Origin of the sequence: Paraflavitalea soli, assembly GCF_003555545.1 — a bacterium.
Lineage (GTDB): Bacteria > Bacteroidota > Bacteroidia > Chitinophagales > Chitinophagaceae > Paraflavitalea > Paraflavitalea soli.
On the sequence record NZ_CP032157.1, the window covers coordinates 2,743,272 to 2,757,396 of the forward strand.

At 49.7% G+C, this 14,125-nt stretch carries 8 protein-coding genes; 2 read left to right on the forward strand and 6 right to left on the reverse strand.

Annotated elements, in window-relative coordinates:
- Nucleotides 1–19: 19 nt before the first annotated feature.
- The 4 genes from D3H65_RS10150 to D3H65_RS10165 form a co-directional block, all read right to left on the reverse strand.
- Nucleotides 20–1,462, reverse strand: coding sequence for a RagB/SusD family nutrient uptake outer membrane protein (locus tag D3H65_RS10150; protein ID WP_119050201.1), 1,443 nt, complete (start codon nt 1,460–1,462; stop codon nt 20–22).
- Nucleotides 1,463–1,480: 18 nt separating this feature from the next.
- The gene (locus D3H65_RS10155) at nt 1,481–4,762 is read right to left on the reverse strand and encodes a TonB-dependent receptor (RefSeq protein WP_162915534.1); all 3,282 of its coding nucleotides are present in this window, start codon (nt 4,760–4,762) and stop codon (nt 1,481–1,483) included.
- Between the two features lie 253 nt (nt 4,763–5,015).
- The gene (locus D3H65_RS10160) at nt 5,016–6,281 is read right to left on the reverse strand and encodes a FecR family protein (RefSeq protein ID WP_119050203.1); all 1,266 of its coding nucleotides are present in this window, start codon (nt 6,279–6,281) and stop codon (nt 5,016–5,018) included.
- Between the two features lie 51 nt (nt 6,282–6,332).
- A complete protein-coding gene (locus D3H65_RS10165; protein ID WP_162915535.1) occupies nt 6,333–6,980 on the reverse strand; it encodes an RNA polymerase sigma factor in 648 nt (215 codons plus the stop codon).
- Between the two features lie 151 nt (nt 6,981–7,131).
- Between D3H65_RS10165 and D3H65_RS10170 the strand changes: the two genes are divergently transcribed.
- Complete coding sequence (locus D3H65_RS10170; protein WP_119050205.1) at nt 7,132–7,869, forward strand: PLDc N-terminal domain-containing protein; 738 nt, start codon at nt 7,132–7,134, stop codon at nt 7,867–7,869.
- A gap of 18 nt (nt 7,870–7,887) precedes the next feature.
- Here the strand turns inward: D3H65_RS10170 and D3H65_RS10175 are convergent, their stop codons facing one another.
- Nucleotides 7,888–8,910, reverse strand: a complete 1,023-nt coding sequence (locus tag D3H65_RS10175; RefSeq protein ID WP_119050206.1) for an LLM class flavin-dependent oxidoreductase — start codon at nt 8,908–8,910, stop codon at nt 7,888–7,890.
- A gap of 145 nt (nt 8,911–9,055) precedes the next feature.
- Nucleotides 9,056–10,354 carry an MFS transporter gene (locus D3H65_RS10180; protein ID WP_119050207.1) on the reverse strand — a complete coding sequence of 433 codons (1,299 nt, stop codon included), beginning with the start codon at nt 10,352–10,354 and terminating at the stop codon, nt 9,056–9,058.
- A gap of 491 nt (nt 10,355–10,845) precedes the next feature.
- On the opposite strand from D3H65_RS10180, the gene D3H65_RS10185 reads away from it, so the two are divergent.
- Nucleotides 10,846–14,124 carry an MBG domain-containing protein gene (locus D3H65_RS10185; protein ID WP_162915536.1) on the forward strand — a complete coding sequence of 1,093 codons (3,279 nt, stop codon included), beginning with the start codon at nt 10,846–10,848 and terminating at the stop codon, nt 14,122–14,124.
- Nucleotide 14,125 lies beyond the last annotated feature (1 nt).

Here is a 14,125-nt window from a genome sequence, read left to right on the forward strand (position 1 = left end):
AAATTTTAGAAGAACACTGTTATAAATGAGGGTTCATCAGGGCATCGGCGCCAGGTATCGGCATCAGGTAATTTGCTTTGGTGATGGGTTTGGCTGGCGTCAGATCATCGGGATGTTTATTGGCGTTGGCCGCTTCTACCCTTTCCAGGCGAACCAGGTCAAACCAACGGTTCCATTCACCGGCAAACTCCCAGGCTCTTTCATCGATCACCGCGTTGATAAAATCATTGCCTGCTAACCCAGCCGGCAGGTCGTTGAGCCCGGCACGCTTACGCACGGCATTGATTGCAGCATACGCCTCTGTATTGACGCTGCCACTGCGTGCCTGCGCTTCGGCATAGATGAGCAGCACATGGGCATAGCGGATCATAATCACGGGATTGTTCGACATGTAAGTAGCCTTGGTACCTGTCTGGATGATAAACTTCTTGTAGTAAGGATGTTTGGTGGTTACATCCTGCCAGGGAATGGTAGCGCCATTTATTACAAAAGAGGTAGAGAAGGTGGCGTCTTTCCGGCTGCCTTCGGGGAAGTTGTTGAAGAAATTGATCTCCGGGAAAAAGTCGCTCCAGCCGCCTTCATTTTCAGGCATGGTAGAGAGGCCGTAGAATGAATTATAAGTGATCCATTGTCCCCTTGTGTACAAGGCAAATACATCCTCGTTGGTGCCGCCGGCAAATATCTTCAGGAAACCACCCTGGTAAAGGTCAAAACCAAAAGCAGTTTTGTTGTCGATCACTTCTTTTGCTTTGGTTGCTGCCAGTGCATATTTGGAAGCATCGTTGATGGGCCATCCGCCTTGCGTGAGGTACACATCGGCCAGCAGGGATTTTACAGCGCCTTTGTTGGGCCGGCCGGCACTGCGCCGGGCAGTGGGTACCCAGGCTTCAGCCTTCAACAGATCGGCTTCTACCAGCTTGTACACTTCTGCAACCGGGCTTTTTTTGATCGTGAGGTATTCTGCCTGGTATTGTTCGGAAGGAATAATGGGCACTTCACCCCAGAAACGGGTAAGCCAGTAATAACACAAGCCACGTAAAAAATAAGCCTCCCCTACAATGGCCTGAACACTTGCCTCCGTACCATCCTGCACCTTCGTATAGTTGTTGATGATATTGGTAGTGGACTGGATGGTTTTATAACAACCACGCCAAATAGGCAACATCCGGCTGTTAAGATCAGCCACGCTGAAGCGGTCAAACTCACGGAACTCTTCTTTATTGGAACCAGGATGCGTTGTCAGGTCATCGCCGCCCATCGTCATGGCGATCTGCGATACCGTAGTGAAGCCGCTTTCCCAGGGCACCTGCAAGCTGCCGTAAGCGCCGGTAAGGGCCGATTCAAGACTGGCCAGGTTGCTGATACCTACAGAGCCCAACACCAGCCCTTTGGGTTCTTCCGTCAACTGCTTCGAACAAGCAGCAGCGAGGAACAATATCGAAATGAAATAAAGCTTTTGCATTTGTAAACGTTTTAATGGTTAAAAGCTAAGCGTACACCCACCTGTAAAAGTCCGGGCATTGGGATAAGAACCATAATCAATACCCTGGCGTATATCACCGGCTGAAGAATTGGCTTCCGGGTCAATACCTGTATAGTTAGTAAGGGTCCATAGATTGGTGGCGCTCACAAATAGTCGAAGCCCAGCTATATTACCCAGGGCCTTGCGGGGTACCTCGTACGAGAGGCTGAGGTTTTTCAACCGCAGGAAATCGGCCTTTTCCAGGAAACGGGTAGACTGCGTAAAGTTCCTGTTCGTAGAACTGAAGGCCGGAATATCTGAAGTCTCATTGACACCAGGAATATAACGGTACTTAATATCCACATAGGTAGCTTCGCGGGCATCACCGCCAAGATACATGGCAGCAGCTTTGTTATAATTGAGCTTATCAAAGCCAAGCATGGCGTGAAAGAATACATTGAGGGAAATGCCTTTATAACTAACCGTATTGTTCCAGCCAAAAGTAGTGGTGGGAACACCAGTACCTATTACACCATAATCACTGGCATCAATTACATTGTCGCTATTTTTATCCAGGTAGCGGGAGTCGCCGGGCCTGGCGCCAAAGGGTCCTGCTTTACCTTCCTCGCCGGGTTTCCAGGTACCCAGGTAAGTAAGCCCCCAGATAGCGCCCAGCGGCTGACCGGGCATCACCACAAATTCCGATTGGGGCGACATGCCACCGCCGATCTTGCGGTTGTTGGGATCAAAGATGATGGCCCTTTGCCCACTGGAGATTACGCGGTTCCTGACAAATGAAGCATTGAACCAACTGGTCCAGGTAACCGGCCCTTTATCAAATACCGCCGCCTCGATAGCAAACTCAAAACCTTTATTCTGTACTTCACCTGTATTGCGGGTAATGACATTACCGCCCAGGTACATAGGAAGCGTTTCATCCAGCAACAGGTCACGTGTATCCTTGATGAAGTAATCGGCTGTAAGAGAAATACGTCCATTCAAAATACCGGCCTCCAAACCAATGTTCTTCTGCTCTGTCGTCTCCCATTTCAGATCAGGGTTGCCGATATTGCCCAATATGATACCCGTCTGCGAAGCACTGTTGGTAAACGAAGCCACCCGGTTGGAATAAGAAGAAAGCGTGCTGTAGGCCTCCACACCCTGGTTGCCGGTGAGGCCCCAGCTGCCACGGACCTTGAGGGTGCTGAATACATTGAGGTCGCTGATGAAGGATTCGTCCGACAATATCCAACCAACGGAAGCAGAAGGGAAATAACTGTATTTATTATCGTCTGCAAACTTCGAAGATCCATCCCGCCTGATGGTAGCAGACAAGAGATACTTATCCTTATATGCATAATTAACCCGGCCCATCAGGGAGAACAAGGCCCATTTGGAATAACCGGAGGAAGGATTGCCCGGTGTACCCAATCCTATATTATTCCACATGAAGGATTCATAATTGAGATTGGAACTACCCACCGCCATAAAGTTGTAAGTAGACTGCTGGTACTCCATAACGGCCGTAGCATCGAGGCTATGTCCGCCAGTGAAGGTCTTGCGGTAGCTAAGCGTATTGGTATTCTGCAACCTCAGCTCTTTGTTGGAACGCAGGCTGGTAGTAGAGGTATTGGAATTGACCACCTTGCTGGCAAAACCCTTGTTTTCATAACCCATGTAATTGGCGCCAAATTGGAGGTTGAGGTGCAGGCCCGGAATGATCCGGTACTTGAATCCACCGATCACATTGGCCAGCATACGCTCTGTTACCGTTAACTGATCGGTAGTGAGGGCTACAGGGTTGAAAAAAACAGAGCTGACCGGATCGGCGATGGTATAACCACCCATGGATGTGCGCACCGGTACAGTGGGCGACCAGGTGATGGCTTGCGCCAATGGACTGTGCGGACCATCAGCAGGAATATCAATATTCTGCGAGGTACTGTAAGAACCCAGTATGTTAAGGAAAGCCGATACTTTTTCGCTTAGCTTGGCATTGATATTGGAGCGGAGGGTATAGCGTTTGAGAAAGGAATTCCTGATCACGCCATCCTGGTTGAGGTAGTTGCCGGAAATAAAGTAATTGCCTTTATCCGTGCCGCCTGCCAGGTTGAGCAGGTATTCCTGCGCACCTGCATTACGGAATATCTCATCCTGCCAGTTGGTACCGCCTTTCACTTTGAACTCATCGATCTGCGCGGTAGTAAATGGCAAGGCAGTACCTGATGCCTGGGCATGTGCATTGACCGTTTCGGCAAACTCTGCAGCATTCAGCAGGTCCAGTTTCTTCAGCACTTCTGCTGAGGAGAAGCGGGCCGTGAAATTGACTTTCAGACTTCCTTTCACTCCTTTCCTGGTAGTGATGATGATCACGCCATTGGAACCACGGCTTCCATAGATAGCGGTAGCCGATGCATCTTTCAACACCTGCAGGCTTTCAATGTCTTCCGGGTTAATGGAAGCAAAGTCAGCTCCCACAAATCCATCTACCACATACAGCGGGCCATTGTCGCCATTAATGGAGTTGGAACCGCGTATGCGTATACGCACACTGCCACCGGGAGCACCGGTTGCATTGGTCACCTGCACACCAGCCGCACGGCCTTGCAGGATCTGGTCGAGCCGGCTCACCGGCTGTTCCCGGAAAGAGGCGGCAGAAACGGTGGTAATAGCGTTGGTCAGTGTACCTTTCTTTTGCTCGCCATACCCGATCACTACCATTTCTTTCATGCTGGAAGGAGCAGCCTCCAGGGTCACGGAGATGGCAGTTCTTCCTTTCACCGCTATCTCCTGTTCATCAAAACCCAGGGAGGAGATGATCAATACCGCATCGCCATTGGCCACAGAGATCTCATACTCACCCTGCTCATTCGTAACTACACCTTTGCCCGTGCCTTTTACCTGGATAGTAGCCCCGGCTACCGGATCGCCTTTATCGTCCGTCACCCTGCCCTTAATGGTTATATCTTCCGCTATATCCACCGTAGTCACTGCGGTCACTACCGGCGCCTTGCGCTTTACAATAATGGTTTTACCACTCATGGCATAAGTAAGCGGCTGGTAGCGGAAACATTGCTCCAATACCTTATCGAGCGGTGCATTTTGCACCTGGAGCGTCACTGTTTTAGCAATGGATAATTGTTCATCGGTATACAGGAAATTATAGCCGGTCTGTTTCCTGATCTCTTTAAAAGCTTTGTCCAGTGGCGTATTGCGCAGGGAGAGCGTTACAGTTTGTGCAATGCCTTCGGCCTGCACCTGCAGCATGGCAATCGTCATCAAAAGCACAGTTAGTTTCATGATCAGTACCGATTTTGCAAGTAATCGTGGGTAGTTTTTACCGCTGGGAATCCCGCAAACGCGGGATGGCGCGCTTTGGGAAAAAAGCGTCAAAAGCATACATTTGTTGTAATTAGGGTTAATAAATGGATTGTCAAGTTTATGGACCCGATCTTAGCCGGGGGTGGTACCAACACTCCCGGTTTTTTTGGGCCCTGCGATCATACGTTGTGCGTTAAGGGCTCATATGGCAGTTTTTAGGTGATAGGTATGTTTATGGTGTTACAATGATCTTCCGTCCGCTGATCTCAAAATGGATCTCACCGGTTTGTTCCATCATGTCCAGCACCTGCGATACAGGTACATTGCTGGATATTCCTCCCCTGAAATGCGCATTGGGAATATTGCCCCGGTATTCCACTTCCACATCATACCAGCGCGCAATCATGCGCATGACGGTATAGATATTATTCCCATCGAACTGAATTTGCCCGTTCTTCCAGGCCATCACGGCTTCTACATCAACCGTCTGAACCATTATTGGGGAAGATGCATTGTATTGGGAGGATATAGGTACAGCGGCTTGTTGTCCAGGGCTTAGAATTACAGATTGTTGCAGATCAGTGGTCGCAGCATTATCGATTGCTGATTGCCGACTGCCGACCTTCACCTTCCCTTCCAGCAAGGTGGTCTTGATCGTTGTTTCATCACTATACCCATTGATATTGAAATGCGTGCCCAGCACTTCTACCTGCATACCGTTGAGATTGACACGGAAAGGCATGGCGGCATTTTTCTCCACTTCAAAATAAGCTTCACCGGTAAGCGTCACTTCCCTGGTCTTGCCATTGAACGCAGTGGGATAATGCAGGCTGCTGGCAGCATTGAGCCACACGCGGCTGCCATCCGGCAGGGTTACATAGAACTTGCCGCCATTGGGAGTAGTAATAGTATTATACAAAGTGGCCGTAGGGGTCACGTTGTCCGTTGCTTCATAAGCCAGTTGCCCGTTGGCCAGCTTGACTACCCGGGTACTACCTTGCTGGCCCAGTGTACCATTCTGTGCATTCTCCAGGATGATCTTTGAACCATCTGCCAGGATGAGTACGGCTTTGTTGCCGCCCGGCTGTATATCGTTTTGGGGGATAGGATTTTGTTGTACGATCGGGGCCTGCGGATTCCCACGGAATAACCACCAGGCGCCAGCCGCCAAAGTAAGTACCAATATAGCAGCGGCGGCATATTGCCACCAGGGGCGGCGCGATGGCAGGTTAATGACCGTAGTATCGGGGGATGATGTGGCAGGCACTGGGGTCTGCAGCTTTGTCCATACTTCTTCAAAAGCAACCCGGGTATTGCTTTCTGCAGTGGCCGGCCCGGCTATCTCCTCTTCATACAGGGAGGCCAGCATTTGATCCAATAATGCGCGGTTGCGTTCGTCCTGAACAAGCACCCTCAATTGATTGATCTCCGCGGGCGTTAGTTTTTGATCATTGAGGAACTTTTCGAATAATTCCTGGAAGAGGTCCTGTTTTGACATAATGGCCTTGTTAAAAAGTACCCGCTTTAGTGCGGTTACAGCAATCGACTATTACAAGGACGCATAAGAAAGAAGAGGGAGAGCATGCGCTCGAAAATAAATTTTGACAAGCTCACCTGCCACCAGCATCACCAACAACTGGTCATTATTATATTGGGCCAGGTATTTCCTGATAGCATACAGCGCCCGCACCATATAAGATTTTGACGTAATACGGGTAATATTCATGCGCAGGGCTATCTCGGCATGGGTAAGGCCTTCAATCCTGCTTAATCTGAATACCTGCTGCAGCTGCGGGGGCAGGTTATCGATGGCCCGGTGCATTAGCTTCTCCAGCTCTTTATATTCCGTTTTTTCCTGGGGAGAGATGGCATCGTCGCTAAAGTAGGCAGTCAGGTAATCCTCATTGCTGGCAGTAAATACATGCTTGCGGAGGTGGTCTATGACCAGGTGGCGGGAAACGGTGAAAATAAAAGCGCTGAAATTGGTGACGGCCGGCAGCTTATCGCGGTTGTTCCAAATTTTAATGAAGGTTTCCTGGGCGAGGTCTTTGGCCAGTTCGGGGCTTTTGGTGAGGCGCAATCCTATTCCATATACCTTGTCCCAGTAGCTTTCAAATATTTGCCGGTAAGCCTCCTGGTCACCAGCGGCAATGCGGAGCAGTAGTTCCTGTTCGTTGTATGGTTGTACGAATGGCAAGACGTTTCCAGGGCAGTTAGAAACTCTAAAGTAAGTAAAAATATAGTTTGCCTGAGTGTCTTAAAATATTATGTATTTATTCGTTTGCTTGGCCGGAGGATATTATTTTTGAGCCGGATCACATCAGCCCCTAATCAACCGTGTCAATAGTATGTTCCCTTTTCTAAGTAATAATTTTTATTATATCACCGGTGCACTGCAGCTTATATGCGTGCTCCATTGTATCAAAAAAGGCAACCAGAATAAGTGGATATGGATCATTGTGTTTTTGCCCGTGATAGGCAGTATCGTCTACATCTTTTCCGAAATATTTACAGGCCGTGAAGTAAGTCAGGTGCAATCAGGCATCAGTTCCCTGATCAATCCATCCGGCACAGTACGTAAATTGGAAGAAAACCTTCGTTTCTCCGACACCTTCAACAACCGTATTATGCTGGCCGACGCCTACCTGGCTACCGGGCAAACGGATAAAGCCGTGGCATTGTATGAAAGCAGTTATACAGGCGCTTTTACAGAAAATGAACACCTGCTCAAGCAGCTCATCATTGCTTATTCGCAACAGCAACGTTATACGGAAGTAATACAAAAAGCACAGAAGTTATATAAAACACCGCAGTTTGCCCGCTCCCAGGCGCATCTCCTGTATGCCATGGCGCTGGAGCATACAGGCAATATAGCCCAGGCAGAAAAAGAATTTAAGCTCATGAATGTGCGCTACTCGCATTTTGAAGCACGCTATCAGTATGGCTTGTTCCTGCAAAGGGGCCATCAACAGCAGGAAGCAAAAGCTATCTTCACAGCCCTCGTAGACGAAGCAAGCCATCTCAGCTCCCGCGAGCGAAGCAGCAACCGGGTGTGGATCAATAAAGCCAAAGAAGCATTAAAGTGATTGGCATCCAGCTCCTGCCTAAGCATTCACCAACGGCGCCACCTTTGTACCTATCAACTCAATAGACTGCATTAGCTTTTCGTGTAACAGGGATGCCGTATCCATCTGGAAGGTGAACCTGGTAACGCCGCCCAGGGCCTCACTATGCCTTATTATCTTCTCAGCTACTTCTTCAGGGCTGCCGATCAGCAAGGCTCCTTCTGCGCCCATTTGCGCCTCAAAACGCCCCCTGGTCATGGGTGGCCAGCCACGCTCTTTTCCGATATTGGTCATGCTGGCGGCGTAACCGGGATAAAATTCATCAATAGCCTGCTCAGTAGTGTTCGACACATAGCCCAGCGAGTGAATGCCCACCTTCAATTGATCCGGTGTAAAACCTGCCTGTTTTCCGGCCTGCCTGTACAGATCTATTAACGGACGGAAACGGTGCGTTTCACCTCCGATGATCGCCACCATGAGCGGAAGACCCAGCATACCGGCACGGATAAATGATTCAGGGGTTCCCCCTACACCGAGCCAGATAGGCAAAGGCTCCTGCACCGGTCTGGGGTATACAGGCTGGTTCTTCAAGGCCGGGCGGAATTTCCCGGACCAGGTTACGAACTCATTCTTATTGATATTGAGTAACAGATCGAGCTTTTCACTGAACAGCTCATCATAATCGCGCAGGTTAAGTCCAAACAACGGAAAGGCGTCGGTGAAAGACCCACGGCCTACCACCATTTCAGCACGCCCCTGTGATATCAGGTCGAGGGTGGCATATTCCTGGAATACCCTTACCGGGTCGGCAGCACTCAACACCGTTACAGCGCTGGTAAGCCTGATCTTTGAGGTACGGGCCGCGGCGGCTGTTAAGATCAGTGCGGGCGCCGAATCGAGGAAATCCTTGCGGTGGTGCTCTCCGATACCGAATACATCCAGGCCTACTTTATCAGCATGCTCCATGCGCTCGAGCAACTGCGCCATAGCGATCGTATTGTTTCTGGCTGTACCGTTCTGTCCGGTCATTTCGGCAGCAAAACTGTCTATTCCTAACTCCATAATGTTCTCCTTTTCTTAATTGAAAGGCAAAGTTAGAACAATGGATACCAGGTTCCTATTTGTAAGCAGTATCCAAAAGTATAGCAGGTTTAGAAAAGAAGCCGGATAGTTCTTTATCAGGAGATTATGGTTTAGCGGGCAAACTTTAACTTATCTCTTCATTGAGTTTCGAGGAATGCTTCGTATCTCTCATCAGCACATACACCAACAGCGAGATACCAATACAGCCCGTGATATACCAGTAAAACCAGGATTCGTGGCCTATCTTTTTTAACCAAAGCGCGATGTACTCCGCACTGCCGCCAAAAATAGCTACGGTAAGGGCATAAGGCAGGCCCACACCCAGTGCACGTACTTCGGCCGGGAACAACTCCGCCTTCACCACTGCATTGATGCTGGTATAGCCGCTTACAATGATCAGGGCGGCCATCAATAGCAGGAAGGCGATCCATAAGGAACTGGTATGACTTAAGGCCGTAAGCAAGGGTACCGTACAAATAACGCCCAGTACCCCAAATCCTATCAGCAATGGCCTCCGCCCTATCCTATCAGATAATGCGCCCAGGAAAGGCTGCAACAAAGCAAACAACAACAAAGAAATAAAGGAGAGCATGGTAGATTGTTCCTTGGTAAGGTGTACTGTATTGACCAGGAATTTCTGCATGTAGGTAGTGTACGTATAAAAGGCCAGCGTACCACCCAGTGTTAACCCTACCACCGTAAGGATAGCCCTGGGATGTTTGAGCAATTCACGGATCGTACCTTTTTGTTCTTTTTGCTTCGTTTGCTGCAAAGCAAAGGAAGGTGTTTCCTGCAAACTGCTGCGCAGGTAAAGTGCGATCACCGATAAGACAGCGCCAATAATAAATGGAATACGCCATCCCCAGGCATGCAACTGCGCATCAGACAACTGGCTTTGTAATATAAGCTGTATACCCAATGCGATCAACTGACCGCCTATGAGTGTTACATACTGAAAGCTGGAATAAAAGCCCCGCCGGTTACGGCTGGCCATTTCACTCAGGTAGGTGGCCGATACACCGTATTCCCCGCCCACACTCAATCCCTGCAGCAACCGCGCTACCAGCAATACCACCGGCGCCAGGATACCAATGGTTTCATAAGTGGGCGTAAAAGCGATCAGCAATGATCCAAACGACATGAGCAGCACCGACCAGGTCATGGATTTCTTCCGCCCCGATTTATCAGCTATATGACCGAACAGCCATCCCCCGATCGGGCGCATCAGGAAACCCAGGGCAAACACACCCGCTGTATTCAGCAGTTGGGCAGTAGCGTTGCCGGCAGGAAAAAAAGAAGCAGAAAAATACAAGGCAAAAGCAGAATAAGCATACCAGTCATACCATTCCACAAGGTTGCCGATAGCACCTCCAACAATGGCCCTTAGCCTGGACAGTGATATTTTCTCAGGTGATTGCGTCATATAAGTTTTATCCCTGTTATAAAATGTGTAGATCAAACATAATGAACTTAAAAATAACACGGGAATAATATTATATCCGGCGGTATTGCAAGGAAACTATCTGGCGCTCTACAACAGGTTAAAATAGCTTACAATTTGGATTATACTATAGAACGTGGAGTACAGGAAAAACTGGTTATTTGTATTATTGTTAACCAAACTTTTTGCGAATGCTATATGTATGTGGCGTGCCCATAGACGTCCCTTATCCTGGCCAGCCTGCCTAAGCCATCCATTTCACAACAAACATATTGTCGCTCACTAATACCATCACCTGATGGTGATATTCATGGCAATTCCGGTAATTCCCGGACCAGGAGTTCTATGCACAATGAATGTGCACCATTAGCGCAGGTGCTTCGCCCTTTGTTGTCTGATACCCAAAAAGAACAAACGAATTGTTCCTGTTTGCAGCAGTAACAGCCCCTGTTTTATTACATAAACCGATCATCATGCGATTGAAATTGACCCTTCTTTTTTTACTGTTTTGCGCTACCACCTGCGTCCATGCCCAACCCCGTAAGTGGTATTGGGTGGGCGGCTACGGCAGCGCCAGCACCAGTATTCAAACTGTTTCCAACTGGAACTCCAAACTGGGTGGTGGCACTGGGGGCACCGTCCATCCGGGCGCCAACAATGCGGCTACCTCCATCACCAAGGGCGATACCCTGGTGATCGATGGCAGCAATATTGGCTTTGGTGTAGTGGCAGGCACGGACACGATCCGTATTCCCATCTTCACCCAAAATGAACCAGCACGTATCCATATTATCAATGGTGCGCGGGTGCTGTTTCATAAATCCACCGCTACGGGCACCAATACCCTCACCATTACACCCACTGATCCCAATGGATCCAGTGATGGGAAGGATATTTATATTGATACTACTTCTGGTCTTAATATCCGGCATAACGGCCTGGGTACAGGAGCAGCCGTATTATCCCTCAATGTGAAAGCCAGGGCCCTGATAGAAGGCAACCTGGCCATCACAGGCGGTGTCAATAACCGCCTGGCCGTGCCAGCCGGCGGTATGATACCTGCGGTAAGGTTTGCACCTGGCTCCACTTTCCGCACGGCCGTCATCAGTGCATCTGCTTTCAACAATGCAGGGGCTGCCGGATCAGTACTCTTTGAGCCAGGGTCCACGCTCATCTATGATGGCTCGTACTCACCAGAAGGCAATAGCAGCACGGTGCAATTACTGACCTTCATGCCCGGAAGCAATTATATCATCAACAGCAGTACTACCGGCCAGCCTGGCAGCTTCTTTAATTCAAAATCATACGGCAATGTGATCGTAGGCGATGGCGTAAAGACAGTCACTGTGCCAGCAGGCGGCAGCGTTCAGATAGATACCCTCATCGTACGTACGGGCAGCACCTTCACCATCAATGGCAGCACGCCTACCACCATCAAAGGCAACCTGACGGTTGATGGAACCTTAGCTGCGGCCGGCACTCAAACCATAACATTTGGAGGCAATGGAGTAAGGCAGGTAGTTGCAGGCAATGGCGCCATCACGTTTCCCAACCTCACAGTAAGCCCTGCTGCCTGGGTGGCCCTGGCCAGGAATATCACAGTTACTACCAGCGCTGCTATATCCGGGCGCATTAATTTCGGGACCTTCCAGCTTACAGATAATGGGGCTACCACTGCCACCTTTACTACCACAGCAGGAGCGGTATTGCAAACAGCCAATACCAATGGTTTTGATCCAATCACCGGCTCTGTAAAGATGCAGGGCAGTAAGACTTATGCGCCACGCACCAGTTACATCATTGACGCTCCCACCGCAACCCCATTTGGCATCAGTACCCTCCCCGATCCTACCCCATTAACAGTGGGTTATCTGAAACTGAATGCCAGCGGACAGGTAACCACCAATACCAGTATACAAATTGCCGATAGCCTGGTGATGCAATCAGGCCTGTTGAATATCCGTACGTCCGAATCGGTGGAACTTGCTGCCGGTGCTTCCCTGAAAGGCAGCAATTATGGTCCGGCCAATTATATAATAACCAATGTAGACAAGACAAGTGGGGCGCAGGCTATTTTCGCTTATAAAGGTATTGCGGCTCCCACAGTGGTGCCTATTGGCAGTGCTGCCAACTACCTGCCCGTCACTTTCCGTCCGGATGGTCCGGTGGATGTGACCATGACGGTATTTGAAGGGGTCACAGACAATGCAGCACCCAATGGTCTTTCACTACCTGCTGCTGCACTGGACACCATGGTGAATGCAGTATGGAAGATCAATCGTACAGCTGGAACTGCTAATTGCGACATCGCCCTGCAATGGACGGCAGGCCTGGAAGGTACCAGCTTCAAAACACTGGCGCTTTCCAATATCGGCATATCATCACTCGATGCCAACCTGCCCGCATGGCAAACACCATTGGGAACCGGCCTGGCCAATCGGACTGCGCGAGCTATCCTGAATGACCTATCCCCCCTGGTAGTCACCAAATTTGCCGCAGGCATGCAGCAGGTGATCTTTGATCCCCTGCCGGTTAAAACCTATGGCGATGCCATTTTTGACCCCGCCGCTATTACCAACACCCCCGCTGTTCCAATTACCTATAGCAGCGACAACCAGCAGGTAGCCGTGGTTTCAGCAGGCAAGTTGCAAATTGTAGGAGCCGGTACGGCAACGATCACCGCTTCCCAGGCCGGCGCCACTTCCCGTACACAAGCACTTACTATTAATAAAGCCTTGTTAACCATTAAGGCCAATGACAGCACCATGCGGCCCAATAATCCCATCACCGGATTTAGCTTTACCTACAGTGGGTTTAAATACGCAGACGGTCCTGCCCAATTAACCACCTTACCCGTTGCTACATCCGATGCAACGGTCAATTCACCGGAAGGAGTATATTCCCTGATACCCGGCAATGCCCAATCACCCAACTATACTTTCCAATATGTGAATGGCGTGCTGAGGCTGGCCAAGGATCCGCAATCGATCACTTTTGCTTCGGTAGCTGATAAGCTGTATGGTGATGCGGATTTTGATCCCGGCGCGGTAGCTTCCAGTAACCTGCCCGTCCGGTACACCAGCTCCAATCCCGCAGTAGCGATCACGGTTGACGATGACCGTAAAGTGCGTGTAATAGGTATCGGCATTACCACCATTACCGCTTCCCAGCCAGGTGATGTAAGTTATACAACGGCTGTGAGCATCCCCCGCACCCTTCGGGTGAATAAAGCGCCGCTTATTATTCAGCCAGGGGATACTACCAAGGTCCAGGGCCAACCGAATCCCGAATTCAAAACCATTAAATACACAGGGTTTGTGAATGGAGAAGACCCTTCGGTACTTACCCGCCTGCCCATTCTCAGCACCACGGCAGTATTGACTTCCTTTGCCGGTAATTATCCCATTATAGCCAGCCAGGCCACGGCTGTCAATTACAATATTGTTTTTGTTCCTGGTACATTAAAAGTAAGCCCCATTGACGAGAGCAAGGATACCCGCCAGCTGCAGGCTTATTCCAATAGCCGCAATACCGTAAGGGTACAAATCAAAGTGACCGTACCGGGATGGGCCAATATCCTGCTGTACGATTTACAGGGCAAATTGGTAGCCCGCCAGAAAGTGAGGCTCAACCATGCCCAGGGCGTCAATGATTTCGACATCCCTGTTCATTACATGGACCCGGGTATTTATTCCGTGCAGGTGATCGGTGAAGGATGGAAACTGCAAAAGAATATTGCCATCCTCCCCTAAT

Excerpts from the sequence above, each read along its gene's own strand:
- D3H65_RS10175 (WP_119050206.1), bottom strand. The coding sequence starts at position 8,910 with ATGGAGTTAGGAATAGACAGTTTTGCTGCCGAAATGACCGGACAGAAC.
- D3H65_RS10170 (WP_119050205.1), top strand. The coding sequence starts at position 7,132 with ATGTTCCCTTTTCTAAGTAATAATTTTTATTATATCACCGGTGCACTG.
- D3H65_RS10160 (WP_119050203.1), bottom strand. The coding sequence starts at position 6,281 with ATGTCAAAACAGGACCTCTTCCAGGAATTATTCGAAAAGTTCCTCAAT.
- D3H65_RS10155 (WP_162915534.1), bottom strand. The coding sequence starts at position 4,762 with ATGAAACTAACTGTGCTTTTGATGACGATTGCCATGCTGCAGGTGCAG.
- D3H65_RS10150 (WP_119050201.1), bottom strand. The coding sequence starts at position 1,462 with ATGCAAAAGCTTTATTTCATTTCGATATTGTTCCTCGCTGCTGCTTGT.
- D3H65_RS10185 (WP_162915536.1), top strand. The coding sequence starts at position 10,846 with ATGCGATTGAAATTGACCCTTCTTTTTTTACTGTTTTGCGCTACCACC.
- D3H65_RS10180 (WP_119050207.1), bottom strand. The coding sequence starts at position 10,354 with ATGACGCAATCACCTGAGAAAATATCACTGTCCAGGCTAAGGGCCATT.